This is a genomic window from Salicola sp. Rm-C-2C1-2 (assembly GCF_040196175.1).
In the GTDB taxonomy this organism is placed as follows: domain Bacteria; phylum Pseudomonadota; class Gammaproteobacteria; order Pseudomonadales; family Oleiphilaceae; genus Halospina.
This window is the reverse complement of record NZ_JBEFNF010000004.1, coordinates 206,610-232,271: the sequence shown is the minus strand read 5'-3', so window position 1 is coordinate 232,271 and position 25,662 is coordinate 206,610. Positions and strand designations below refer to the sequence as shown.

At 60.9% G+C, this 25,662-nt stretch carries 23 protein-coding genes; 14 read left to right on the top strand and 9 right to left on the bottom strand.

Features of this window, described 5'->3' with window-relative positions:
* The first annotated feature begins 11 nt into the window (after positions 1–11).
* From AAF659_RS09600 to AAF659_RS09590, 3 genes are all read left to right on the top strand, one after another.
* Positions 12–2,162: a 3-hydroxyacyl-CoA dehydrogenase NAD-binding domain-containing protein gene (locus AAF659_RS09600; RefSeq protein WP_349751525.1), complete on the top strand. Its 2,151-nt coding sequence runs from the start codon at positions 12–14 to the stop codon at positions 2,160–2,162.
* A gap of 109 nt (positions 2,163–2,271) precedes the next feature.
* Positions 2,272–4,404 (top strand): carboxy terminal-processing peptidase, encoded by a 2,133-nt coding sequence (locus AAF659_RS09595; RefSeq protein ID WP_349751524.1) that lies wholly within the window; start codon positions 2,272–2,274, stop codon positions 4,402–4,404.
* A gap of 15 nt (positions 4,405–4,419) precedes the next feature.
* Positions 4,420–5,223: a helix-turn-helix domain-containing protein gene (locus AAF659_RS09590; protein WP_349751523.1), complete on the top strand. Its 804-nt coding sequence runs from the start codon at positions 4,420–4,422 to the stop codon at positions 5,221–5,223.
* Here the strand turns inward: AAF659_RS09590 and mtnA are convergent.
* Positions 5,212–6,261 carry an S-methyl-5-thioribose-1-phosphate isomerase gene (mtnA, locus tag AAF659_RS09585; RefSeq protein WP_349751522.1) on the bottom strand — a complete coding sequence of 350 codons (1,050 nt, stop codon included), beginning with the start codon at positions 6,259–6,261 and terminating at the stop codon, positions 5,212–5,214. The two genes, AAF659_RS09590 and mtnA, sit on opposite strands and share 12 nt — an antisense overlap.
* 207 nt (positions 6,262–6,468) lie before the next feature.
* Here mtnA and AAF659_RS09580 point away from each other — a divergent pair, with 207 nt between their 5' ends.
* Genes AAF659_RS09580 through AAF659_RS09565 form a run of 4 tightly spaced genes read left to right on the top strand, consistent with a single transcriptional unit; the run spans position 6,469 to position 9,968 of the window.
* On the top strand, positions 6,469–7,800 hold the full coding sequence (locus AAF659_RS09580) for a TRZ/ATZ family hydrolase (protein WP_349751521.1): 1,332 nt from the start codon (positions 6,469–6,471) through the stop codon (positions 7,798–7,800).
* A gap of 10 nt (positions 7,801–7,810) precedes the next feature.
* Positions 7,811–8,524, top strand: a complete 714-nt coding sequence (gene ubiG, locus AAF659_RS09575; protein WP_349751520.1) for a bifunctional 2-polyprenyl-6-hydroxyphenol methylase/3-demethylubiquinol 3-O-methyltransferase UbiG — start codon at positions 7,811–7,813, stop codon at positions 8,522–8,524.
* Positions 8,521–9,204, top strand: coding sequence for an HAD-IA family hydrolase (locus tag AAF659_RS09570; RefSeq protein ID WP_349751519.1), 684 nt, complete (start codon positions 8,521–8,523; stop codon positions 9,202–9,204). Before ubiG ends, AAF659_RS09570 begins: the two co-directional genes overlap by 4 nt.
* On the top strand, positions 9,201–9,968 hold the full coding sequence (locus tag AAF659_RS09565; protein WP_349751518.1) for a YciK family oxidoreductase: 768 nt from the start codon (positions 9,201–9,203) through the stop codon (positions 9,966–9,968). Before AAF659_RS09570 ends, AAF659_RS09565 begins: the two co-directional genes overlap by 4 nt.
* Here the strand turns inward: AAF659_RS09565 and rdgC are convergent.
* Positions 9,958–10,881, bottom strand: coding sequence for a recombination-associated protein RdgC (gene rdgC, locus AAF659_RS09560; RefSeq protein WP_349751517.1), 924 nt, complete (start codon positions 10,879–10,881; stop codon positions 9,958–9,960). The two genes, AAF659_RS09565 and rdgC, sit on opposite strands and share 11 nt — an antisense overlap.
* A 59-nt stretch (positions 10,882–10,940) precedes the next feature.
* Between rdgC and AAF659_RS09555 the strand changes: the two genes are divergently transcribed.
* Entirely contained in the window at positions 10,941–11,192 is a 252-nt protein-coding gene (locus AAF659_RS09555) for a glutaredoxin family protein (protein WP_349751516.1), read from the top strand.
* Positions 11,193–11,378: 186 nt separating this feature from the next.
* Positions 11,379–12,143, top strand: coding sequence for a peroxide stress protein YaaA (gene yaaA, locus AAF659_RS09550; protein ID WP_349751515.1), 765 nt, complete (start codon positions 11,379–11,381; stop codon positions 12,141–12,143).
* Between the two features lie 11 nt (positions 12,144–12,154).
* On the opposite strand, the gene AAF659_RS09545 is transcribed toward yaaA, so the two are convergent.
* Positions 12,155–14,896: a bifunctional acetate--CoA ligase family protein/GNAT family N-acetyltransferase gene (locus AAF659_RS09545; RefSeq protein WP_349751514.1), complete on the bottom strand. Its 2,742-nt coding sequence runs from the start codon at positions 14,894–14,896 to the stop codon at positions 12,155–12,157.
* Between the two features lie 106 nt (positions 14,897–15,002).
* Here AAF659_RS09545 and AAF659_RS09540 point away from each other — a divergent pair, with 106 nt between their 5' ends.
* Positions 15,003–15,932 (top strand): histone deacetylase family protein, encoded by a 930-nt coding sequence (locus AAF659_RS09540; RefSeq protein WP_349751513.1) that lies wholly within the window; start codon positions 15,003–15,005, stop codon positions 15,930–15,932.
* Positions 15,933–15,935: 3 nt separating this feature from the next.
* Here the strand turns inward: AAF659_RS09540 and AAF659_RS09535 are convergent, their stop codons facing one another.
* The 5 genes from AAF659_RS09535 to AAF659_RS09515 all read right to left on the bottom strand — a co-directional run bounded on the left by AAF659_RS09535 (position 15,936) and on the right by AAF659_RS09515 (position 21,404).
* Positions 15,936–16,694, bottom strand: a complete 759-nt coding sequence (locus AAF659_RS09535) for a substrate-binding periplasmic protein (RefSeq protein WP_349751512.1) — start codon at positions 16,692–16,694, stop codon at positions 15,936–15,938.
* Between the two features lie 66 nt (positions 16,695–16,760).
* Complete coding sequence (gene fliS / locus AAF659_RS09530) at positions 16,761–17,168, bottom strand: flagellar export chaperone FliS (RefSeq protein ID WP_349751511.1); 408 nt, start codon at positions 17,166–17,168, stop codon at positions 16,761–16,763.
* A gap of 50 nt (positions 17,169–17,218) precedes the next feature.
* Positions 17,219–19,183, bottom strand: coding sequence for a flagellar filament capping protein FliD (gene fliD, locus AAF659_RS09525; RefSeq protein ID WP_349751510.1), 1,965 nt, complete (start codon positions 19,181–19,183; stop codon positions 17,219–17,221).
* 256 nt (positions 19,184–19,439) lie between these two features.
* Positions 19,440–19,862 carry a flagellar protein FlaG gene (locus tag AAF659_RS09520; RefSeq protein ID WP_349751509.1) on the bottom strand — a complete coding sequence of 141 codons (423 nt, stop codon included), beginning with the start codon at positions 19,860–19,862 and terminating at the stop codon, positions 19,440–19,442.
* A gap of 69 nt (positions 19,863–19,931) precedes the next feature.
* Positions 19,932–21,404, bottom strand: coding sequence for a flagellin N-terminal helical domain-containing protein (locus AAF659_RS09515; RefSeq protein WP_349751508.1), 1,473 nt, complete (start codon positions 21,402–21,404; stop codon positions 19,932–19,934).
* A 420-nt stretch (positions 21,405–21,824) separates the two neighbouring features.
* On the opposite strand from AAF659_RS09515, the gene AAF659_RS09510 reads away from it, so the two are divergent.
* From AAF659_RS09510 to AAF659_RS09495, 4 genes are all read left to right on the top strand, one after another.
* Positions 21,825–22,061 (top strand): nucleotidyltransferase substrate binding protein, encoded by a 237-nt coding sequence (locus AAF659_RS09510; protein WP_349751507.1) that lies wholly within the window; start codon positions 21,825–21,827, stop codon positions 22,059–22,061.
* On the top strand, positions 22,045–22,383 hold the full coding sequence (locus AAF659_RS09505; RefSeq protein ID WP_349751506.1) for a nucleotidyltransferase family protein: 339 nt from the start codon (positions 22,045–22,047) through the stop codon (positions 22,381–22,383). Before AAF659_RS09510 ends, AAF659_RS09505 begins: the two co-directional genes overlap by 17 nt.
* On the top strand, positions 22,384–23,289 hold the full coding sequence (locus AAF659_RS09500; RefSeq protein WP_349751505.1) for a methionyl-tRNA formyltransferase: 906 nt from the start codon (positions 22,384–22,386) through the stop codon (positions 23,287–23,289). It abuts the gene before it with no gap.
* Between the two features lie 174 nt (positions 23,290–23,463).
* Positions 23,464–24,363 (top strand): DUF4351 domain-containing protein, encoded by a 900-nt coding sequence (locus AAF659_RS09495; protein ID WP_349751504.1) that lies wholly within the window; start codon positions 23,464–23,466, stop codon positions 24,361–24,363.
* Between the two features lie 115 nt (positions 24,364–24,478).
* On the opposite strand, the gene AAF659_RS09490 is transcribed toward AAF659_RS09495, so the two are convergent.
* Entirely contained in the window at positions 24,479–25,609 is a 1,131-nt protein-coding gene (locus AAF659_RS09490; protein WP_349751503.1) for an HD-GYP domain-containing protein, read from the bottom strand.
* Positions 25,610–25,662: the final 53 nt, after the last annotated feature.

The window sequence follows — 25,662 nt, the reverse complement described above, 5'->3', positions numbered from 1 at the left end:
GGACCAACATCATGACGGCAATTCAATACGAGATCGACAACGACGGCATCCTGACCCTGACCATCGACATGCCGGGGCAGTCGGCCAACACCATGAACGCCGCCTTCCGCGAGGCACTGACCGAAACCGTTCAGAAGGTTAAGGGTGACGCGGAAAAAATCAGCGGCATCATCATCACCTCCGCCAAGGACACCTTTTTCGCCGGCGGCGACCTCAACGAACTGATTCAGGTCACCAACGACAGTGCCGAGGCATTCTTCAACACCATCCTGTCGCTCAAGGCCCAGTTGCGTAAGCTGGAGACCCTGGGCAAGCCGGTGGTCGCGGCCATGAACGGCACTGCTCTGGGCGGCGGCTACGAACTTTGCCTCGCCAGCCATCGGCGCATTGTGCTGGACGACGCCAGTGTCAAGATCGGCCTGCCGGAAGTCACCCTCGGGCTGCTGCCTGGCGGCGGTGCCTGTGTGCGCCTGCCACGGGTTCTGGGCCTGGAAAAAGCTTTCCCCTATTTGATGGAAGGCAAACAGATCGACCCGCAGACCGCCCTCAAAGAAGGCATGGTCGACGAGCTGGCTTCCTCTCACCAAGAGCTGCTGCACAAAGCGCGTGAGTGGATCAAGGCTAACCCGGAGAGCAGGCAGCCCTGGGACCAGAAAGGCTTCAAGATCCCCGGCGGTGGCCCCAACCACCCGGCTATGGCGCAACGCCTGGCCATTGCCCCGGCCATGCTCAAAGAGAAGACCAAGGGCTGCTATCCAGCCCCGGAGCGCATCATGGCAGCGGCTGTGGAGGGCGCCAGCGTGGATGTGGATACGGCGGACCGCATCGAGGCTCGCTACTTTACCGAGATCACCTGCAGCCCGGTGGCTAAGAACATGATCACCACCTTCTGGTTCGGCCTCAACGCCATCAAGGCGGGCGGCAGCCGCCCCCAGGCACCAGAAAAATCCAAGGTGAAAAAGGTCGGCATTCTCGGTGCCGGCATGATGGGCGCGGGCATCGCCTACGTCAGTGCTAACCGGGGCATCGACGTAGTGCTGAAAGACGTCTCCGACGAAAACGCTGAAAAGGGCAAGGCCTACTCGGACAAGCTCCTCGCTAAGAAGGTCTCGCGTGGCCAGCTGGATGAGACCGGCAAGCAGAAGGTTCTGGATCGCATCAATGCCACCGGCAGCGCGGACGAGCTGGCCGGCTGCGACCTCATCATCGAAGCGGTATTTGAGGACAGCGACCTCAAGGCCAAGGTCACCCAGGAAGCGGAACCACACCTGGCCGACAACGGCATCTTCGCCTCCAACACATCGACAATCCCCATAACCCAGCTGGCAAAGGGCTCCGCCAACCCGGCGAAATTCATCGGCCTGCACTTCTTCTCCCCTGTGGACAAAATGCCCCTGGTCGAGATCATCAAGGGCGAGCAGACCGACGACGAGACCCTCGCGAGAGCGTTCGACTACGTCATGCAGATCAACAAGACGCCCATCGTGGTCAACGACAGCCGTGGCTTCTTCACTTCGCGTGTCTTCGGCACCTTCGTCAACGAGGGCATCACCCTGTTGTCGGAAGGTTTCCACCCCGCATCCGTCGAGAATGCAGCGCTTCTGGCGGGGATGCCCGTGGGACCACTGGCCATCTGTGACGAGGTGAGCCTGACGCTGACCCAGCACATCCGGGACCAGTCAAAGAAGGATACCGAAGCGGCGGGCGGCACCTGGGATCCCCACCCGGCCGAGGCCGTGATCGACACCATGGTCGATCAGCACGATCGCAAGGGTAAGGCGGCCGGCGCCGGTTTCTATGAATATCCAGAGAACGGGAAGAAACACCTCTGGCCAGAACTGGAGACCCTCTACGTGGACCAGAACAAGGCCCAAAACGCGGACCTGACCCTGCTCAAGGAGCGGCTGCTGTTCATCCAGGCCATCGAGACCGTGCGCTGCCTGGAGGAGAACGTGCTGATGGAGGTGCGCGACGCCAATATCGGCTCCATCTTCGGCATCGGTTTCGCCGCTTGGAGCGGCGGTGCGCTGCAGTACATCAACCAGTACGGGCTGCAGGCGTTCACCGGGCGCGCGGATGAACTGGCGGATCGTTTCGGCGAACGCTTCCGGCCCCCGGAACTGCTGCGCGAGCATGCCGCAACGCCTCAGTATTTCGAATGAGCCACCCCCCGGCCAGTCCCGGCTGGTCGGGGCCTCTTACCTCCCCTACACTTAATAGTCGAGGCATAGTATGGTGATCCAGACCACCTGATCAGGAGCAACGGCAATCTTGCGTACCCAAATCTTCTCCGCCCTATTCCTGACGCTGGCGCTTCTGGTTACCAGCGCAGCACAGGCCAACCTTGAAACCGAACGTGACTACCAGCCGGTTGAACCCACGGCCGATCAGGCCCGTGCCAATATCCTGATAGCACGCCAACTCCAGTTCGGCCATTTCAAAGAACAGGACATCGACGACGAGCTGGCTTCCGAGACCCTCGACGCCTACCTCAACCAGCTGGACGGTCAGCGCCTCTACTTCACCCAGGGAGATATCGACCGTTTCAGTGACTACCGCGACACCATGCAAAGGGCACTGACCTCCGGCAACCTGGAACCAGCCTTCCGTATCTACAACCGCTTCCAGAAACGCAGCGTCCAGCGCCTGGAATACGCGCTGTCACTTCTGGACCAGGGCATCGACAGCTTCAGCTTTGAGGATGACGACCGCTACCGACTCGACCGCAAAGACGCGGAATGGGCGAAGAACACGGATGAGCTTGATCGACTATGGCGCGACCGCATCCGTAATGCCGTGCTCAGCATGCGTCTGGACGGTCAACCGGATGAGGCCATCAAGGAAACCCTGACCCGGCGCTACGAAAGCCAGCTTGACCGCGCCTACGACGCCCGCAGTGAGGACGCCTTCCAGCAGTGGATGAATGCCTTTGCCGGGCTCTGGGATCCTCACACCCAGTACCTGTCTCCGCGCAATTCCGAAAACTTCGACATCAACATGAGTCTCTCCCTGGAGGGTATTGGCGCGGTTCTGCAGTCCAAGGATGGCTACACCAAAGTCAGCCGGGTTGTGCCCGGCGGCCCCGCGGCCGAGGAAGGTTCGCTGGGTACCGCCGACCGGATCGTGGGCGTAGCCCAGGAAGACGAAAAGATGAAGAACGTCATCGGCTGGCGCCTTGGCGAAGTGGTTGACCTGATCCGGGGCCCCAAGGGCTCCGAAGTACGGCTGGAAGTCATCCCAGCAGGCACCCAGAACGATATGAACACCCATGAGATCACCATTGTCCGGGATGAGGTAAAGCTCGAGGAACAATCCGCTCAGAGCGACATGCTTGAGATGCAGAATGGGGGCGAGCCCTGGCAGCTGGGCGTCATCGACATCCCCACCTTCTACGCGGATCTCAAAGCGGCGCGCCAGGGCGACGAGAACTACCGCAGCACTACCCGCGATGTCCGGGATCTGCTCCAGGAGCTCAAGTCGGACGGCATGGATGGGCTTGTCATCGATCTGCGCGGCAACGGCGGTGGTGCCCTGTCCGAGGCCAACCAGCTGGTGGGGCTGTTCATTGAGAACGGCCCGACAGTACAGGTTCGTGGCTCGGACGGTTCCGTTCAGGTGTTTGAGGATAACGGCAGTGATGTCGCCTGGGACGGCCCTGTAGTGGTACTGGTCAACAACCTCAGCGCCTCCGCTTCCGAGATCTTTGCTGGTGCCATGCAGGACTATGGCCGGGCACTGGTTGTTGGCGCACAGACCTTCGGCAAGGGCACCGTTCAGGCCATTCGGCCACTGAACCATGGCCAGCTCAAGATCACCCAGTCCAAGTTCTATCGGGTTTCCGGTGCCAGTACCCAGAATCGGGGCGTGGTACCGGATATTGAGATCGAGGACCGTATCCAGCGCGAGAACGTAGCCGAATCCGCTCTCGATGGCGCTCTGGCATGGGACGAGATCGACACTCTGGACTATCACCGCTATTTCGAGTTCAGTAACGTGCTGGAGACCGTTACCGAAAAACACCAGGCGCGTTTCTCCAAAGTGCCCGAATACAAACTGCGCCAGCGCGAACTGGAAATGCTTAACGAACGCCGGGACCGGACCTGGGTCAGCCTCAACGCCGAACAGCGCCGGGCGGATCTGGAAGCGTTCCGTGACAAGCAGCTCAGCATCGTGAACCGACGCCGCGAACTGCAGGACAAGGAGGCCTTCGAGTCCTGGCAGGCCTACGAAAAGGACGCGGAATCCCGCCCGGCCATGGCCCGGCGCAGCGATCTGGCAGACGAGGGGCCGGATTTTGTGGTGCGCGAAGCCGGCGCTATCCTTACCGACCTTCTGGCCCAGAGCGAGGAGTACGCCAGTATCTATAACGGGACCCCTGAAAAGGGGGCAGTGGCCGAGGAATAGAGCGGAGCAGGCGCCATGGCGAGCGACGACGAGAAATCCGAAGCGCTGGAAACCTTCCTGAAAGACTCATTGCATGCTCTGGAGTCGCTGGAAAAAGTTCAGGAACTGGACGACGAGGCCCAGGGTAGATCCAGTTTTCAGGATGCCACAGCGCCTGACCGGGATATCGCCAACGACGACGAACCCAACCTGCTTGATCGTCTGGCCGGTTACACCGGCTCCGCTTACAAGATCGCCCGGCGTACCACCGGCAACTCACTGAAGGTGGGCAAAAAGCTCATGGGCAGCCAGGACCAGCTGCGCATGATGCTGACGGCGGGCGAATCCCTCCGTGACCTGCGCGAAGTGGCGGGCCTTACAGTCAACGACCTGGCGCAATCGCTCAACCTGCGGGATAAGAGTCTGCTGGAAGCCGTTGAGGACGGAACCGCCGCCCTCCCCTTTGAACTCATCCTGCGCCTGGCCGCCGTGCTCGCACGCAACGACCCGGTTCCGTTCATCCTCAAGTACACCCGAGCCTACAGTCCGGACACATGGCGGGTCCTGAACGACTGGGGCGTAGGTCGCCTGCCGCTGCATTTCGAGCGCGAGCGTGAATTCATCAATATCTACCGGGGGCACGACGAAGCCCGGGAGCTGTCGGACGAAGGCTTTAAGCGCGTGCTGGAATTCACCCGCAAATCCTTCGAGATGTCGCTGCACTTCGTGGCCGAAGAGGAGGCGCGCCTCAACGAGGCCCTGAACGACCTGGACGCCGAACGCGAATCCACCAGTAAAGCCAACAGCAACAACAACCGATCCGACCGGTCAGGTCAGTGATTGCAGTGGCGCCATCTGATTGCCCGGCGCCTCACACACCCCCGTCTCCGTCACGATTACATCCACTAGTGATGCCGGCGTCACATCAAAGACCGGATTGAACACCGTCACCGAATTGGGCGCCAACCAGCGTCTTCCAGAACGCCGCAGCTCTTTACCATCGCGCTCCTCGATATCAATCCGATCACCACTGGGTGTCGCCCCATCCAGAGTTGAGGACGGGGCCACCACCATCATCCCCACCCCAAAATGCCGCGCCAGTATCGCCAGCGGCAGAGTACCGATCTTGTTCGCCACATCCCCGTTCGCCGTAATCCGGTCCGCCCCGACCACGACCCAGTCCACCTGCCCCTGCGCCATCAGCGTCGCCGCCGCGCCGTCTACATTCAGTGAGCACGGCATCCCCTCACGCTCACACTCCCAGGCCGTCAGCCGCGCCCCCTGCAGCCAGGGCCGGGTCTCATCCATATGCACGCAACCGAGCACACCACGGCTGAACAACTCCCGAACAACACCCAGCGCCGTCCCCTGCCCACCAGTCGCCAATGCCCCGGTATTGCAATGCGTCAGAATCCGCCTCGGCCCGCCACCCCCGCTCAGGATGCGGTCCGCACCAAGTACGCCCATCGCATGGTTCGCCGCCGCATCCTCTTCATGAATGCGTTGCGCCTCCGCCTCCAGAACCCGCACCAGCTCAGGCGCATCAGCCACCTGATCCAAGCACCCGCGCATGCGCTCCAGCGCCCACACCAGATTCACCGCCGTCGGCCGCGCCTGCGCCAGCCAATCAATGCTGGCCCCCAGCCGTGAATACCAATCCGACGCCCTCGCACACCCCCGGGCCGCAAGAACCACCCCATAAGCCGCCACAATCCCGATCGCCGGCGCGCCCCGCACCTGCATCTCATGGATCGCCTGGTAAACCCCCTCAACATCCGAATGCGCCCGCCATACCTCTTCAGCGGGCAACAGCCGCTGATCCAGCACCTCCAGCACCTCGCCATGCCATATGAAAGGGGTTACCTGACCATTTGTCATCAAACAGATTCCTCAATTAAAACGATAAAGCTGAAGCTGCACTCGACGGCGTACGCCATGGCCGCCGGCAACAAGCCAACAGTCTGGAGACCACGCAAAGCCATGGGCCCCAAAGCCACCATCCGTTATACTTTCGAGTCTGCAGCCACAGGGCACCACTCACAAGTCCCTGAAAGCCGAGACCCTAAACCAGCAACCGAGCACGCCATGAGCCAGATGCAACCAGTCGACCAACTCATCAGCGCCCGCTGGCTCCTGCCCATGACCGACCGGCAGGTTCTCGAACACCACAGCGTCGCCATCCAGGGCAACCAGATCCTCGACATCTGCCCCACAACCACCGCCCTGGAGCACTACCAGCCCAACGAGCACCGCGACCTCGGCGACCGGCTCCTGATGCCGGGGCTTATCAACGCCCACGGTCACGCCCCCATGACCCTGCTGCGCGGCCTCGGCAACGACCTGCCGCTGATGGAATGGCTCCAGGACCATATCTGGCCCGCCGAGGACCGCTTCGTGAACGAAGCCTTCGTCGCCGACGGCACCCAGCTGGCCATCGCCGAGATGCTGAGCACCGGCACCACCTGCTTTTCGGACATGTACTTCTTCCCCGAGACCATCGTGGAGACTGCCCAGCAGCATGGCATGCGTATCCAGGCCGCATTCCCAATCCTGGACTTTCCCACCCAGTGGGGCAGTGGCCCCGAGGAATACATCCAGAAAGGCCTGGCCCTCCATGACCGTGTGCGCAACAGCAATCTGGCCACCATCGCCTTTGGCCCGCATGCGCCCTACACCATCTCGGACGAGCCGCTCAAACGCATCGCCACCCTGGCCGAGGAAGTGGACCTTCCCATCCAGATCCACCTGCACGAAACCGCCGGCGAAGTGGACGACAGCATTCAGACCCATGGCCTGCGCCCGAGCCGGCGCCTGGCGGAACTGGGCCTGTTCTCACCCCGCACCCACTGCGTGCACATGACCCAGGTGGACGATCACGACGTCAAACTGCTGCGCGAAAGCGGCGCCCATGTGCTGCACTGCCCGGAAGCCAACATGAAGCTCGCCAGCGGCGCCTGCCCGGTGCAGCGCCTGCTCGACGCTGGCGTCAATGTGGCTCTGGGGACCGACGGCGCCGCCAGCAACAACAACCTGGACATGTTCGGCGAAATGCAGAGCGCCGCGCTTCTGGGCAAGCTGAGCACACTGGAGGCCGGCGCCACGGACGCCTACAGCGTCCTGCGCATGGCCACCATCAATGGCGCCCGCGCCATGGGCATTGATGACCGGGTAGGCACACTGGAGCCCGGCAAGCAGGCGGACATGATCGCCGTGGACCTGGGCGATCCGCTGGTCCAGCCCGTCTATGACCCGATTTCTCACCTTGTTTACAACACCAGCGGCCGCCAGGTCAGCCACACCTGGGTGGCTGGCGAGCTCAGAGTGATTGAGGGTGAGCTGCAACGCATGGACCTCCACGGCCTGAGTGAGCGGGTCAACCAGTGGCAACGCCACATCGCTGAAGCCGACAAACACTGAGGACAGTGCCATGAGCCCGAACGTTGACCAGAACGAAATCGCCAAATTCGATGCCATGGCCCAGCGCTGGTGGGATCCGGAAGGCGAGTGCAAACCACTGCATGAGATCAACCCCCTGCGCCTGGGCTACATTGAGCAGCACACCGGCAGTCTCAACGGCCAGACGGTACTGGACGTGGGCTGTGGTGGTGGCCTGCTCAGTGAGGCCATGGCGCGGCGTGGCGCGACTGTCACCGGCATCGACCTCAGCCGGGAAGCCGTGGGTGTGGCGGACCTGCATGCTCTTGAGGCCGAATTAACCGTGGATTACCGCGTAGAAGAGGTTGAAGCCCTGGCGCAAGAGCAAGCCGAGCGTTACGACACCGTCACCTGCCTTGAGGTTCTGGAGCACGTGCCGGACCCCGAAGCCACTATTGCCGCCTGTGCCCGCCTCCTGCGCCCCGGCGGCAGCCTGGTGGTGTCGACCATCAACCGCAACCCCAAGTCCTGGCTTTTCGCCAAGGTGGGTGCTGAATACGTGCTCAAACTGCTGCCCCGCGGCACCCACGAATGGAAGCGCTTCATCCGCCCCTCGGAGATGGACCGCTATTTCCGCCATGCCGGCATTGAAACCCGCAACACCACGGGCCTGGCCTACAACCCGGTCACCGGCCAATACCGTCTGGGGCGGGACATTGACGTCAACTACTTCATGCACGGCATCAAACCGGAGGCCGACGCGTGAGCCACTTCAATGCCATTCTCTTCGACCTGGACGGCACCCTGCTGGATACCGCACCAGACTTCATCTGGTGCCTTAACACGCAGCGTGCCCGCCACAACCTGACGCAGCTGGACGAGCACAGCATCCGCCGCGTGGTCTCCAACGGCGCGCGTGGGCTGGTCCAGCTGGGCTTCGGGCTGCGCCCGGAGGATCCCGGCTACGACGAATGCCACGCTGAGCTGCTGGCACTGTATACCAGCCACATCGCCGTCTGCACCCGGCTCTTCCCGGGTCTGACCGAAGTCCTGGCCCACCTGGATGCCCAGGGCGTACCCTGGGGGATCGTCACCAACAAAGCCAGCCAGTACACCCTGCAGCTGCTGGAGGAGATGGACCTGCTCCAGCGCTGCGCCAGCGTGGTCTGCCCGGATCACGTCACGCATACCAAACCCGACCCGGAGCCGGTATTGCTGGCTGCCGAGCAGATCGGTGTGGCGCCGGAGCACTGCCTCTACGCCGGGGACCACAGGCGTGATATCGAGTCCGGCCTGGCAGCCGGCATGACCACTGTGGCCGCGCGCTACGGCTATCTGGGCGCGGACGAGAACGTCGCGGAGTGGAACGCCCACCACATCATCGACCACGGCACTGAGTTTTTCACCATCCTTGATACCCACCAACCCGACACGGATTCCGCATGAGCGCAAAGACCGTCGAAAACTATCAACCGTCACCGGCCCTGTTGCAGGACCGGATCATCATGGTAACCGGCGCGGGTGACGGCATTGGCCGCGCCGCTGCCAGGACCTATGCGGCGCACGGCGCCACCGTCATCCTTCTGGGACGCACCATCAAGAAACTGGAACAGGTCTATGACGAGATTGAAGCGGCGGGTCACCCCGCCCCTCTGATCCTGCCGCTGGATATCGAGGGCGCCAAGGCGGAAGATTACAGCCAGGTGGTGGAACGCCTTGAAGAAGACTTCGGGCGCCTGGATGGGCTACTTCACAACGCCAGCCGTCTGGGCGACCGCACGCCTCTGGAGTACTACAACCCCGAGGAATGGGAGCGGGTCATGCGCACCAACGTCACCGGCGCCTTCCTGCTCACCCAGGCCATGATCCCGCTGCTGCGCGCAGCTCCGGACGCCTCGGTGATTCTCACCTCCTCCAGCGTGGGCCGCAAGGGGCGTGCCAACTGGGGGGCCTACGCCATCTCCAAGTTCGCCACCGAAGGCCTGATGGAAACCCTGGCCGACGAGCTGGACGACCAGCGTAACGCCGTGCGCGTGAACAGCCTCAATCCCGGCGCCACCCGCACCTACATGCGCCACAACGCTTATCCGGCGGAAGATCCGGCCAGCAATCCCGAGCCAGAAGCCATCATGGACGCCTACCTGTACCTGATGGGGCCGGATTCCAAAGGCGTCACCGGCGAACAGTTCAACGCCCAGATCAAGCGTTAAGCGCCGACCGATCCTCGCCGCCAAAGGCCTCGAGCAGCGCCGGCACCACCCGTGCCAGTTCCAGCGTCATCAGGCTGAAGGCGGCATCAAAACGGGCGATGCGGTCATCCCCGGCATCATCGTCAAGCTTTTCCTTCAGATCATCGCTGAACCGCAGCCGGCGCAGTGTCAGCTCATCGTCCAATACCAACGACAGCTGCTTCTCCCAATCCAGAGCCAGACGGGTCACGCTCATGGCATTGTCCAGATGGCTGCGTACCTCATCGCCACCCAGATCCACACCCTTGATGCGCACCACACCGCCCTGCTCCTCATCATCCCGGAGCTCACATTCATCCGCGACCACCAGCCCGGCCGGCGGATGCGCCTCGCCACGCAGCCACTGGGTCATGGTGAACGCCGGGGACTCATGCACAGCCGGCGGACGAACCGGCATGGAACCCAGCGTCTCACGCAGCTCCGAAAGCAGCGTCTCCGCCGCATTGCTGGCGGCCGAATCCACCACAACCAACTCCTGAGACGGTGCAATGTAGGCGTGAATAAAGCGCGACTTGGTGAATGCCCGTGGCAGCATCTCCAGCGTCACCTGCTCCTTGATCTCAGTCTTGTCCTTGCGCCGCAGCGGCTGCCCCCGCTCCTCCTCAGCCGCCGCTACGCGCTCATCCACCTCCTCGCGGATCACCGCCGGCGGCAACACCTTTTCTTCGCGGCGCAGACAAACCAGATAGCACTCCCCAGACGTAAACACCAGATCATCACCATCGCGGCCAAGGGGCGACACCCACCCCATCCGCTCCGTATCCTGGGGCCCACAGGGCTGGAAAGCACGCTTCGCCAGCGCCTCCTCCAGGGCCTCGGCGGACCACTCAAAGGCTTTGGTGATACGATAAAGACGCGCGTTACGAAACCACATGAACCAGATCCCCGGCATTGACCAAACAGGGCCGGGATTATCCGGGGGAACCCAATACCATGTCCACAGGCACCAGCCTTTATTTCTACATCACCGACAACTGCGAACTCTGCGAACAGGCCGAACAGATCCTCGTCCACACACCACTGGACACGCCCATGCCGGTGGATGTGGTCGACATCAGCGAGTCTCAGGAACTGGTAGCAAACTACGGCGAGCGCATCCCGGTTCTACGCATGGAACCCGAAGGCAAAGAACTGGACTGGCCGTTTTCGGCAGAAGATGTGATCGCGTTTCTGGGCAATCACTAAAGAATCCCAAGACGCGATCCGGGGCAAAGAGTGGGGGAGGCTTTTATGGGAAGCTCGATCGCCACGGATGGCGATCGCGCAGAGTCCAAGGATGGATTCATAGCGTTTCCCATAAAAGCCTCCCCCACTCTCTGCCCTGGCAATCGTGTTAGAATAAGACTAAGCAAATCTACGGGAGAATAGAAAATGTTAATGGTCGTCTCACCCGCCAAAAAACTCGACTACGAAAGCAAACTCCCCACCAGCAGCCACTCCCAGCCCTGGTTTCTGGAACACAGCCGGGAACTGATCGACGATCTCAAACAGCTGGAACCCCACCAGGTCAGCAACCTCATGGGCATCAGCCAGCAACTCGGGGAGCTTAACGCCCAGCGCTACCAGCAATGGCACACCCCCTTCACACCGGACAACGCCCGGCCGGCGGTGTTCGCGTTCAAAGGCGATGTCTACGAAGGCATGGCACCAGAGCGCCTCACTGAAAACGAACTGGACTTTGCCCAGCACCACCTGCGTATCCTCTCAGGGCTCTACGGCGTGCTGCGCCCGCTCGACCTGATGCAGCCCTACCGGCTGGAAATGGGCACAAAATTCCAGAACGCCCGAGGCAAGGACCTGTACGCCTTCTGGAAGAACACCATCACCGGCAACCTCAAGCAGGAACTCGAAGAAGACGACGGCGTACTGATCAACCTCGCCTCCACCGAGTACTTCAAGGCGGTGGACCACAAGAAACTGGGTGCCCGCATCATCACCCCCCAGTTCAAGGACTGGAAGAACGGCCAGTACAAGATGATCAGCTTCTACGCCAAGAAGGCCCGGGGCATGATGGCCGCCTACATCATCCGCAACTGCCTCACCAACCCGGAGGATGTGAAAGGCTTCGATACCGGTGGCTACGCGTTCAACGAAGAACTGTCCAGCGGCGACAACTGGGTGTTCACCCGGGGATGAGTCGCGCCCGCTCAGATCGGCGGCATCTCTCCATCCAGCCGATCCAGGTGCCAGTCCTCGGTGGGCTTGTTCAGGGGCAGTTTGAGAGCAACCACATCCTCCTCGTGATCATAGCTCACTGAGAACCCAAGGGCCCGGGCCATGCCCGCCATGGCCTCGTTGCCGGGCAGCACATGACCCACCATCTCAAGGGTGCCACGGGCCTTGCAGTAGCGGATCATCTTCTCCATCAGAATCCGGCCCAGGCCCTCGCCCCTCAGATCATCGCGCACCATCACCGCAAACTCGCACTGGATGTTGTCCGCATCCGTCCAGACCCGCACGGTGCCCAGGGTGCGCTCGGTACCGCTTTCCAGCCACTCGGTGGCGATGAACACCATCTCCCGGTCGTAATCAATCTGCACCATCCGGGCGATGTCGTCGTGGGAGAACCCATTGCGGTACTGGAAGAACCGGTAACGGATGGTCTCTGGTGACTGACTTTCATGGAACTCCAGATGCCCGGGTTCATCCTCTGCCCGAATGGGTCGTACCAGAACCTGGCGGCCAGACTTCAATGTGACCCACTCCTCCAGCTCCCGGGGATAGGGCTTGATGACCGGCCTCACGGGCTCTCCCAGATCAATCGCTACATCACAGGCCACCGCGCCATCGTTGTTGAACAGCAGCGGCAGGATCTCCAGGCCGCGGATTTCGGGAATATCGCTGTTGATCTGAGAGAGGGTCACCAGTACCTGGCACACCGCACGGATGTCCTCCTCCGGCTGGGTGCTGTACTCACGCAGAAGCCGATAGGCGTTACTGCGCGCCAGCAGCGCACGCGCCAGGTTCATGTTCAGCGGCGGCAACGCCACGCGCCGGTCCGCCATGATGTTCACCCGCGCGCCGGCGGAGCCGCACACAATGATCGGGCCAAACACCGCGTCCCGCGTAATGCCCAGGCTGAAGCCAATCCCGCCCAGGCCGGCGTCCGTCTGGTGCATGGCAAAGCCCAAGAAGCCACTGTTTGTGAAGTGCTTGCGATACTGCTCCATGAGCGTCTGGCAGGCGTCGGACACCGCAGCCTCGTCATTGAGCCGGCGGATGGTGTAACGGTAACGCCCGCGCCCGGAGGTCTCCTCCAGATAGGGATGGCAGCCGCGCTCATGCAGCAGTGTGATGTTCACCGGGCCACCCCACTCGCGGAAGGCCTCCACCGCCTCTTCTTCATCATCGCAATAGGCCGTCTCCAGCGTCTGGAGGCCGTAAGCGCTCATCAGCTGGCGAGCCTCACGATTGGTGAGGTGGTTGCGGCGGCTGCGGATCACCTTCTGCACCATCTCGTGCGCCTCCTGCCGGTCCATCTCCGGCTCCGGCCAGGACTCCGGCGTCTCCGCCAGAAGCCGCTGACCACGCTGGTGCTTCACGAAGTGCATGAACGCGCGAATGGCCTTCTCTGGCGAGAAGAAAGTAGGCACACCCGCCTCGTAGAAAGCATCCCGCGCATCCAGAACGGTACTCTGCCCCAACCAGCAGGTGAACACATTCAGCCGCTGGCGCCGCGCCACCTGCATCACCGAATCCGCGATATGCAGCGTGTCTTCCAGCAATGTGGGCGTGTACATCACCAGCACATTGGCAATGCCGGGGTCCTCGCCCAGAACCCGGAGCACCTCTGCATAAAGCTGTGGTGATGCCTCGTAGCCAAGATCCAGCGGGTTGCGCACGCTCAGGTAGCCGGGCAGGCGCTGCTCCAGTTTGGCCACCGTCGCCTCGGAAAACTCCGCCAGTTCACCGCCCTGGTAGATCAGCCGGTCAACGGCCAGCACCCCCGGGCCAACGCCGTTGCACAGCACCACCAGCTCCTCCCGGCGCACACGGCGCATACGCGACAGGCTCTCGAGGCCATCAAACATTTCGTCCAGCCCATTGACCCGCAGAACACCGGCACGCTGCAGCGCTGCATCGTAGATGGGGTCAGTCTGGGTGATGCCATCCGGCAGGGTGTGCGCCAGATACTCGGATTCCGGGTAGCGGCCGCTTTTCACCGCGATCACCGGCTTGGAGCGCGAAGCCGCCCGCACGGATGAGATGAACCGGCGTGGGTTCGGAATATGCTCGATGTGCAGCAGAATAGCCCCGGTTTTGGGGTCTTCCGCCAGATAATCAATAAGGTCGTCATGCGCGATATCCATGCCGTCGCCCAGGGTCAAAAGGCGCGAGAAGCCCACGCCCCGGGCAAAAGCCCAGTCGATCACGGCACTCGCCACCGTGCCGGACTGCCCCACAAAACCAATCTTACCCGGCAGCACCCCCATGTGGGCGTAGGTGGCGTTAAGCTGGGTATCCGGCGACATGATGCCGATAGTATTGGGCCCCAGAATCCGGATACCGGCTTTTTTGGCGGCATCCCGCACCGCGTACATCAGTGGCTCGCCATTGCGGCTGTAGGAGCGCGACATTCCCCCGGTCATCACCATGGCCGTGCGAACTCCGCATTCGCCCAGCTGGCGTACCAGCTTGGGCACCGTCTCCGGGGGCGTGCAGATGATCGCCAGATCCGGCGCCCAGGGCATGTGCTTGATGCGCCGCTCACAGCGAATGCCGTGCACCTTGTCATAACCGTGGCGGTTCACCACCAGCAGCTGGCCCGGATAATCTCCGGCCATGAGATTGCGCAGCACCATACCGCCCAGGCTTGTGGCCCGCTCAGAGGCCCCGATAACCGCTATGGAGCGTGGGTTGAACAGCGCATTGAGATGCCGGGTGGACATAAGCCCCTCTTCCAGATCCTTTCAGGATTCCCGATTGCCTTGCCACATTCGCTCTTGCGGCTCACAATCATTGACCAAAGTGTAACCTGCATGGCGAGGCGCGACGATGGCAACAGCTTACTTCCATCACCCGGACTGTGAAAGACATGACATGGGGGACGACCATCCAGAAAGCCCCCGGCGGCTCAGCGCCATCCGCGAGCATCTTCAGCAGACCGGGCTCTGGGAACAGCTGAGCCTCAACGAGGCGGAAGAAGCGGCTCACGATGAACTGCGCCGCGCCCACCCGGACAGCTACATCAACCAGCTTGAGCAGATGACGCCCAGCCAGGGCCGCGTCATGGCAGACCCGGACACCGCCATGAACCCACACACCTTCCGCTCCGCCAAGCTCGCAGCAGGTTCGGGGATCCAGGCCGTGAACCAGGTCCTGACCAACCAGGCCCGCAACGCCTTCTGCGCCGTCCGCCCACCGGGCCATCATGCCGAGCGCAGCCGCACCATGGGGTTCAGCTTTTTCAACAACATCGCCGTTGCGGCTCAGCACGCCCTCAGCTTTCATCACCTGGAGCGGGTCGTGATCCTCGATTTCGACGTGCACCAGGGCAACGGCACTGTGGACATCTTTCACCATGACCCACGCGTGCTGATGTGCTCCAGTTTCCAGCACCCGTTCTACCCGTTCACGCACAGCCACGGTATGCCGGGCCATATCCTCAACGTGCAGCTGGCTCCGGGCACTGACAGTGCCACTTTCCGCAAGGCCGTTACCGAAAGCTGGTTCGAGGCAATCACCGCGTTTGATCCGCAACTGATTCTGGTGTCAGCCGGTTTTGACGCGCACCAGCTTGACCCGCTGGCCGAAGTGAACCTGGCAACCGACGACTACGCCTGGCTCACACAGCAGATCACCCGTCTGGCCGGCGAGCTGTGCCGCGGGCGGGTGGTGTCAATGCTCGAAGGCGGCTACCATCTGCAATCGCTGACCGAAGGGGTCGAGGCGCACATCCGCGGGCTTCTGGCGGCCGGGAAGTGATCGCTACGGGGTGATTGCCGCCTCATAGCGGTTACTGAAAAGGCGCTCCAGCGTGCCATCGCGGTGCATGGCTTGCATGGCCTCGGCAATGGCTTGCGCCGCCTTGTCGCGGGACGACGTATGCGCCATGTAAATCTTGCCCTGCAACGTCTCCAGCGACAGTAAGGTGCGAACCGGCGAACGCTCTTTGCTGAGATCAACGCCACTCGGAATGGCAACATCGGTGGCCACCAACGCCCTGAGGCGCCCTCGATGCAACAGGTTCAGCCCGTGCGCGACGTTGTTCACCGGTACTTTGTTGATGGCCTCATTGGCTGCAAAGACGTGGCCGTACCAGGTGCCGCTGAGATACCCCACGTTCTCCCCGTTCAGATCACTCAACGCCTCGATGGACTGATCATCGACGCGCCCTAAAACCAACGCCTCGACTTCCACAAGATCCGCCACAGGCCGACCTATCTCGCTGATGCCAGGGGCTACGAAGGTGGGCACAAAATCCGCGTCTCCGTTCTCCATCTCAAGGATGGCCCGGCTGTGCGGGCGGATCTGATAACGGATGGGGATGTCGATACGCGTGCGGATGTCTTCGACCAGATCCACCAGAAGCCCCCGCCGCTCCCCCTCAGGGGTGCGCTCCGCCCAGGGCTCAATAGCAGCCAAGCTGAATACCACCGGCTCCATCGGTTTGGAGCCAACCTGCTGGCCAACGCCATGGAGCGAGACCAGCATCAGGAGCAAACCGTACAACAGGGCGCGCCGCATAGTGGCTCCATTCCTATAGCATGCCCTGCAGTAAAGCACAGAGACTGGAAGCCGTCAGCCCCTTATTCAGCCAGCGTCGCGCTGGCGCAGAAAGTCTACAGCCTCCTCGCGGATGCCTTCCCAGCCTTCCTTGATGGTGCGCAACAAGCCAGCGATCTCATCCAATTTCTCCACGTCATTGCGGACACTGGCCTCTAACAACCCGCGCTCCATGTAGTCATAGAGCGCTTCCAGATTGGCCGCCAGTTCACCGCCCTGTTCAAAGTCCAGAGCGCCACGCAGCCCACCAATGATCTCCATGGTTTTACCGATCAGGTTGCCCTTGCCGGCGTAATCCTTAGCCTGGATCCGATTCTTGGCCATATTGATGCGCTCCAGCGCACCGTCCAGCAACAGCTGGATCAGCTTATGCGGGTCCGCATCGGTAATGCTGGTCTGGGTGTTCACCTGCTGGTAAGCCTGCAGTGCGTTCATGATTCTACCCCTGTTGCGTTTTTTGATTGGTCGCCATCAAACATTAACGGTTATCCGCCACCACCACCCGAACTACTAAACTGCCGGCTGAGAAAGTCCTGGGTACTGTTGAACTGGGCAATGCGCGAATCGGCTGCGGTGAACCGGCTGGTGAGCCGGTCCCGGTAGGACTGGATCCGGTCATTCAGGTCTTCGCGCTGGTCTGCAATATCATCCAGCTCATTGTTCAAAGCTTCGGTTCGCGACCCCAGGGCCCCATCGGAATCAACAATACTGGAAACACGATCAGTAAGGCGCTCGCTAACGCCCTGAATGAATTTGACACTGCCCCGGTCACCCGTCTGACTGCCGTTAACCTCAACCTGAAGGCCGTTGGCGGCGTTGTCGCTGTTTGCCAGAAACAGAACCTGGCCGTCGCCTTCTGCTGTTGCCCCGTTGATCGTGCCCTGAACGTCCTGCCCTGCTGTCCCGGTCTGTGTCGACAGCCCCAGTTCGGACTCTGTATTGGTATCAACGCGAGTGATGGCAACGTTGGAATCACTGCCATAGCTGCCAGAAGTGAACGTAAGGCTGCCGCTGCCATCAACGCCAACGCTCACCTGCTTGTCGGCCGCGTTCAACGCATCATTGGCGTTAAGCTGGGTCTGGATCTCGCTAGCCAGTTCCTCACGGGTGTAGTCGCCAGCGGTGACATCAATACTGGCCGATGTCTCGCCATCCACTTCAAAACTCAGGCTGTTATTGTCTGCGTCCACGGTCACGCTCGCAGGCGTCTGCGTACTCGATACCAGCTGGCCCTGCTGCGCTGCTTGGGAGACGTTAATGGCGTACTCCCCCGGTTGGGTGTCGGAGCCGCTGCGCACAAACGACACCTGCGAATCCGTGGTGCGCCCCTGTTCCGCAAACAGCGCCGTCACATCATCCGGGTTGGCCTTGAGCTTGTCTTTGAACGTCTGGGCATCGAACTCCAGCTTGCCATTCTCAAAATTCGTGGTTATTCCCACATCAGACAGACTGCGCACGCCGGCGTTTTCCAGACCCGGCACGATCTGGTTCAACTCATTCTTGATCTGGTTCTCGATATTGCGGACCGTCGGATCCCCAGTCAGCAGGCTGCCGCCGTCCTCCTGGTTGTAGGCGGTAAGCTCATTAACCGCACCCTTGAAGGCATTGAACTTATCCACGAAGGCCTGGACCTTGTCCGCCACCGCCCCCGTATCCTGGGTCACATCCACGGAGGTGGTGCCGGTATCCTGGAGCTGGAAGGTGAGCCCATCGACCACGCCTTCAACATTGTTCGAGGAACGGGTTACATCAATACCATTGACCGACAGCTTGGCATCCTGGGCGGCAACGGTTTCGTCCAGATTCTTGGCGTTGGCGTTGAACGCAAACTGCGACAGGCCGGCGTTATCCGTATTGTTACCATCCGCGTCGGAAACCGACACTGTCACGTCATTGGCTGTACCGCTTTGTCTGGCGGACAGCGTCATGCGATAGCCACTGCCGGTATCCACGATACCGGCGGAAACACCCGCTTCGGACTCGTTAATGCTGTTCGCAAGCCCCTGGAGGGTGTCGTTACTGTCGTCCACGTTGATGGTCGTGCTCTGATCCCCGGTCTCGATCGTGAGACTGCCCTGGCCAACACTTGTTGAATCACGGTCCGTAAAGGTTCCAGAGGCCAGAGACTGACTCTGGGCCAGCTGCTGCACGTCCAGACTGTAACTGCCAGGGCTGGCATTGGTGCTATCCACCGACGCAGACACACTGCTGCCACTGGTATTGGCAGAGAAAGCACGCATTGCATCCGGTGACCCAAGCTCACTCATGGGCTGACGCAGGTCTGTCACGGCACTGCGCACTTTGCCGAACGCCGAAATCATCGCCTCGGTTTCTTGCTTTTCCTGATTCAACCGGTTTTCGGCTGGCCCGCGCTGGGCCTTGGTCAGCCTGTCAACCAGGTCCGAATTCAGAACACCGGATCCAACACCCAGCGATGATATACCACCCATGGCAGCACCCCCTTTCAAGGCCTGATTGCCATCCATTCCATTTAACGGCGAGCTCCGGCAAAACTTTGCCCTCATTTTGCCGGTATTATGTTACTGATTGTAAGCAGGCGCCGGATTTGCCGCTCCACACGCGCTCTAAAAACACGCTAACACTCCGTGTGCACACCCCGTGCCACTTCAATGCTTACCGCCCCGAACAAAAAACCGCCACCACCCCTGGGGCAATGGCGGTACGTTTAGCAGCTTCCTGAACGGTTTAGACGCGTATGTTGAGCAGTGCTATGGGTTCGTCCTGTTGCAGCTTCTCAGCCAGCTTCAGCGCCAGCTCATCCGGAATCTGGCGCACCACCTGATCCGTTTGCGGGTCAATGACCTTGACCACGGTCTGGCCCGTTTCATCGTGCACCTCGAACGCCAGATCCCGCTGAACGGATTGCACGAAGTCATTGAGCCGCGACACCGCGTTATCCAGTTCATCGCGCTGGTTCTGGTTCCGCGGTTGCCCGCGCTGCGCCTGGCGCGCTTCGGCCAATGCATCGCCAAGGCGCCTGTCATCACGACTCCGGGTATCACCAGCCGTGTTGTCAGCGTCCACTGGTGACGACGACCGCTCCGTTGCGCCCTGATTGCCATCAGGCCGCTGGTTCGGCGCCGGGCCATTAATGCTCCCTTCGCTCATACCCCACCTCGCCTGCCATCAAACGGCCGGGCCGCCACCCCGGGGATGGCGGCCGCCCTGGTGAGCCGTTTACTGCAGCAGCGACAGGGCCTGCTGGGGCGACTGATTGGCCTGGGACAGTACCGAGATGCCGGCCTGCTGCAGCACGTTCGCCTTCTGGAGCTTGGCCGACTCGGCAGCGAAGTCCGCATCCCGGATCCGGCTGTTGGCAGCGGACAGATTCTCGGACGTTGTCTCCAGGTTCGAGATGGTGGAATCAAACCGGTTCTGGGTGGCACCCAGTTCCGAACGGATGTTATTCACCTGATCCAGCGCCCGATCCACCTGATTGATGGCATCGTTAGCACCTTCGACCGTCGAAACGTCCACATTAGCCACAGATTTATCCGTATCAACGGACGTTGTGGCGGTTGAAAATCCCTGTCCTTCAGTGGTCGCAGTAGCCTGGTTAGCGACTACGTTGATGCTTTCGGAACTCTGTAGCTCCACTTGCGCGGTTGTTACGTTATCAGGGGATGTTGAATTAACGTTTGCAGAAGTTTGGAAAATATTGGCGGATGTTCCGGTTCCCTCTATCGCGATGTTGCGTCCATCCTCTGCCGTCAACTCCAACTGATTAGAATCGTTCAGCTCCGCCGTAACACCAGTTTGGTTACTCACATCATTAATGGCATCTTGCAACACCCCGGTCGAATCTCCAGAGGTCACATTGCTGCCACCGGTATCAATACCAACCCCGTTGATGGTGAATTCGGCTGATTTGACGTCAGTACCGCCGGCAATCGCCCCCACGGTTGTCACGTTTTCCTGCGCTTCAGCTGTTACGCCGCCCTCGATGTCGGAGTTATTGATCGCGTTTGCCACGGCAATCGCCGACGCTTGATCGGCTTCAGTTGATACGCCATCAGAACTCAGGTCAGAGCTGTTAATCTTGGTCCCATTAATATCAACATCAAGGTTGGTCCCATCAAGCGTACCAGTTGATATGCTATCCCCTGCCGTTACTCTGGTTGAAGAAACTTCAGCTACAGCACCCAAAGAGTCAGCGCTGGCGTCGTCAATGGACACATCAATGGTCTGGCCTTCATTGGCGCCTACCTGAAACTGCTTGCCGTCAAAGTTACCGTCCAGAATGTTCTGGCCGTTGAACTGGGTGGTGTCCGCAACCCGCTGGATTTCAGAAGTCAGCTCGCCCGCCTCATTCTGCAGCGATGCCCGGTCGGAATCGGTGTTGGTGCCGTTGGCGGCCTGGACGGCCAGTTCCCGCACACGCTGCAGCGAGTTGGTGGTCTCCTCAAGTGCGCCTTCGGCCGTCTGGGCCAGCGAGATGCCGTCGTTGGCGTTCCGGCTCGCCTGGTCCAAACCATTGATCTGGGCCTCAAAGCGGGTTGAGATGGCGAGGCCGGCGGCGTCGTCCTTGGCGGAGTTGATCCGCAGGCCGGATGACAGACGCTCCAGTGCCTCATTTTTAGTAGCTTTAGAGCTGTTCAGTTCGTTCTGCGCACTGAGGGACGCAACGTTGGTGTTAATACCGATTGCCATAACCCTTTCTCCTGCCTGTTACCGGTTTGGTTGTGGTCAGAGGCTCAGGCACCGGCGGAACCGGTACTGCTGCCTTCTGTGTTACTTAACGGCACCCGGCCCGGAAGCTTTAGGGGATTTGATGGGGAGTTTGTAAACGAGTGTTACAGGGCCATTATTGCAGAGGGGGGTCATTCCCGAAGACAACCTGCCGTCTTGTCAACGCCTCCATCGCTGTCTTACTTGGTCAATAGGTATATAACGTTCGTGCTTCTCCCGCGCCGACATGCCAGAACTTTCACTCCATCGACAGCGACGTTGCGCTGTCAGATAATCCCCCCTACCGCCCGAGCGCGTCATGGATTGCGCGACCGTCAAGGGGGACAGTGCAAGGCTGGCAATGCGACCAACACAGTATCTGACAACACATGGAAAAAACGGATGAGCAACGAGCAGACGGATGTGCGTTGGCTGCAGCGCCTAACCAACTTCCGTAAAGCCCTGGCCCGGCTTAACGACGCTGTGGAAACGGCACAGGCGCGCGCCCTTTCAGAACTGGAGAAACAGGGCGTCATTCAAGCGTTTGAGTACACCTACGAACTGAGCTGGAAGCTGCTGCTGAACGGACTGGACCATACAATGTCTCTGGAGGCGCAGCGTCATGGCTTCAGCGGCTGACCCAAGGTACACGTTCGGGCTTCCTGCCCATGCGCTGGAGCAGCTGAGAGCCTGCCTGGGGCGCTACCCGATTGAACGCGCCATTGTTTTCGGGTCCCGCGCCAAGGGGACCCATCGTTACGCCTCAGACATTGACCTCACTCTCATCGCCCCGGCAATGACCCACTGGCAGCTGCTGGAACTGGAGCAGGCGATTGATGACCTTCTGCTGCCCTGGAAGGTGGACCTTTCCCTGTACCATCACATTGATAACGAGGCGCTGAAAGCTCACATCGACAGGGTTGGGGAGCCACTGTCTTTAAATGGCACTGAGCCTAGCTGAATGCGCATCGCCGTCTTCGGCTACTCCCATTTCACCCGCCACTGCATCCAGGCCCTGCAGCAACTGGGGCACCGGATTGAGCTGTTCTGCCCGAGGGAGGACGAGGCGTTTCTGGCCCACTACGGGCTCACAGAGCTGGGTCTGCCTGTACACTGGTTTGAGACCACCGCAGCTCCGGCATGGCAGCAGGCGCTGGTTGCGTTTGAGCCGGATCTGGTTCTGTCCATCATCTTCAACCACCGGCTTCCGGAATCCGTCACGCAACAGGCCCGCCTGGGCGCGCTCAACGTCCACCCTGCCCCGCTACCAGCCGTAAGAACGGCAGCGGTCTGGTACTGGCCCCTGCGGCTGGGGCTGGCGCAGTCGGAGGTGTGCATCCACCACCTTACCTCTGAGATGGACCAGGGCCCGGTCGTGCTGCGCTTCCCATTCCGCCTGCACAGAGCGGAGACCCAGGGCACCCTCACCCGGCGATTGAATGCGCTCGCCCCCAAGGTGATGCACGCCCTCAACGGCCTGCTGGCAAGCGGCGCCATGCCGCAAGGCGAGCCTCAGGGCACCGGCACCACCTACCCGCCCCTTCGGGAGGAGGCGCTCTGGATTGATTTCAGCAACCCCACTGACTCCGTCCGCAATCAGGTGCGTGCCTGCACCCCTTACCATCCCGCCCAGGCCGTATTCAGGGGGGAGGTGATCGCCATCCATGAACTGGGTGACGAATCGGTGCCCGCCCCCTCGGATTGCTCACTCGGCGAGCTGCGACTCAATGAAGGCCTCTGGGTGCGCTGCGGTGCTGGCATGGTGGCGGTTACGATCCTGGCGGTTCCCGGAGCGGGCGTGTTCAGCGGTGAGCGGTTTGCAGCGCTGTTTCGTGTGGAAAACGGCGAATCGCTGGCCCCGCAGTAGTTACCGCCGGCTCACCCCAGCAACCGGGCAAGATCCAGTGAGGGCCTGGGCTCCCGATCTTTGTCAGGCTTGCCGGATACCGTCTATACAGCATAATATACAGTAACGCTGACTCATACCGACATGTATCGCCAACACAGCGCGATTAAAACAGCTTGAATACCGGAGCCATGGATGGATCACGACCAGAACTTCAAGAACCTGATACTCGACTACCGACAAGACGCCCTCACCTTCTTCGCGGCTGACGAAGCTGAGGCCATTGATGAGACCGTCACCGTCCGGCCTGTCCGCGAGCAGCAGCTCAAGCAGCGCCTCGGGGACCGTTTCCGCGAACTGGACGTTCCCCTGATGGCCACCTGGCCTGACGGGCGCCGGGAAGCTTTATTATTCGCGATTGAAGAGGAAACCCAGCCCTCCCGGTTTTCCATTCACCGGCTGGCGCACTACTGCCTGGATGTGGCGGAACTGGAGCAGGTGGATCGCATTGTGCCGGTCGTTATCTTTCTCCGCGCCGGGCGCGATATGCCTAGGACACTCACGCTCGGCAGCGAATACCGTACCTATCTGAATTTCCGCTATATTCCATGCGAACTCGCCCGGCTGCGAGCCGAGGATTACTTTGACAGCACCAACCCGGTGGCCCGGATCAACCTGCCCAATATGCAGTGGCCCCAGGAACAGAAAATCGAGATGTACGCGCACGCCATCCGCGGCCTGTTGGAGCTGGACAGCGATCCCAACCGCCGGGCCAAGTATATCGACTTTATCGACAGCTACACCGAGCTGACGGATAATGAACGTATAGAATATGATCAAAGATTCCCACAGGAGAGTAACGTTATGACGGGCATTGTTGGACGAGCGCGGGATGAAGGCATTCAGAAGGGGCTTTCACAGGGCCAGACCGAGGGGGAGCGCGCCCTTCTGACTCGCCTTCTGAAACGCCGGTTCGGCGAGCTGGATCCGGAAACACAACAACGACTCGACGAGGCCAGCACCGATGAACTGGAAAGGTGGGGCGAGAATGTTCTGGAGGCCCAAACGCTGGAAGAGGTATTTACGCGCCACTGAGTCACACTGAATGCGTATCGCTCTTTTGGGAGCGCGTGTTCAGCGGTAAGCGGTTGGCAGCACTGTTTGGTGTGGAAAACGGCGAATCGCTGGCCGTGCAGTAGCTACTCCCAGCTCATCCCAGCAACCGGGCAAGATCCAGAGAGGGCCTGGGCTCTGTTACCACCGTCTGTTCAATCAGAGTATGGCTGCCATCATCCCGCCGTTTGAAGGGGTCAAGATAGACATGGCCCTGAGGGTTGGCGATGCAGACCAACTCCAAGGGCCGCTCCTCCGTGGCACGTTTGGCAATCACGGCGGTTTCGCCATTCCTGAGCTGCACCAGCGCACCGGGTGGATGGATGGTGAGCGTGTTATAGAGCGCGCGGTAATGAGCTTTCTGAGGATCCTCGCGGGCGGCATCCAGCAGGTAGCGCAAGGCATCGTCCGTGCGGTAGCGGTCGCGGTAGGCGCGCCTCGTAATCAGCGCCACATACCGCTCCGCCAGCGCCAGTATCCGGGCGTGCTGGCTGATATCACGGGCCTGAAGGCCATCGGGGTAACCATTGCCGTCGCACTCCTCATGGTGCTGGCGAATGGCATTGGTGATGGGCTTATCCGTAATACCAGCGGCCGCAACCACCTCGGCACTGCGCTGCGGATGCCGGCGTATGATGACGCGCTGCTGCTCAGACAGCTTGGCGCGCGAGGCGTTCAATCGGTCCTGGAACGGCATGAGCGCGATATTGGCGCTGAGCGCCGCGGCAACAAGCTGCTGTAAGGCCTCTTCCCCGCACTCAAGCTCCGTGCCCACAAACCAGCACAACAGCGCATAGAACAGCGCCTGCTCATGCACACTGGGGCGAGCAGCGTACACATGGACCAACGCCAGACACGCATCGGGGTTGCTCATGCCCGCCAGCCGCACCCGCTGGACCAGATCCATCAGCCGCTGCCGGGCATCGTTCTGCCCCCGCGCCAGCGCATCCAGCGTCCGCTCCAGCGCCACCAGCAGGAAGCCGTATTCGGTAAAGGGATTGATGGGGCTGAGTGAATCCAGCGCCGCGCCCTCCGAGATGAAGCGCTCCTCCAGCCGCTCCGGCGGATGGTAATACCCCTGCGCCCGGAACCGCTCACACTCGCCTTCTGTCTGAACCACATGGCCCTGCGGCGCCAGCAGCGTATGGGTGGCGCTGTACAGCGGCCAAAGCAGCGGGCGGCCTACGTCAATAAGATCCGGCGCGACCTGAACGGGCTTGCTCGTCAAAACAAAATCCTTGTTCATTAATTCCGAGTAATTTAGTGAAGCTTAGCTCATAA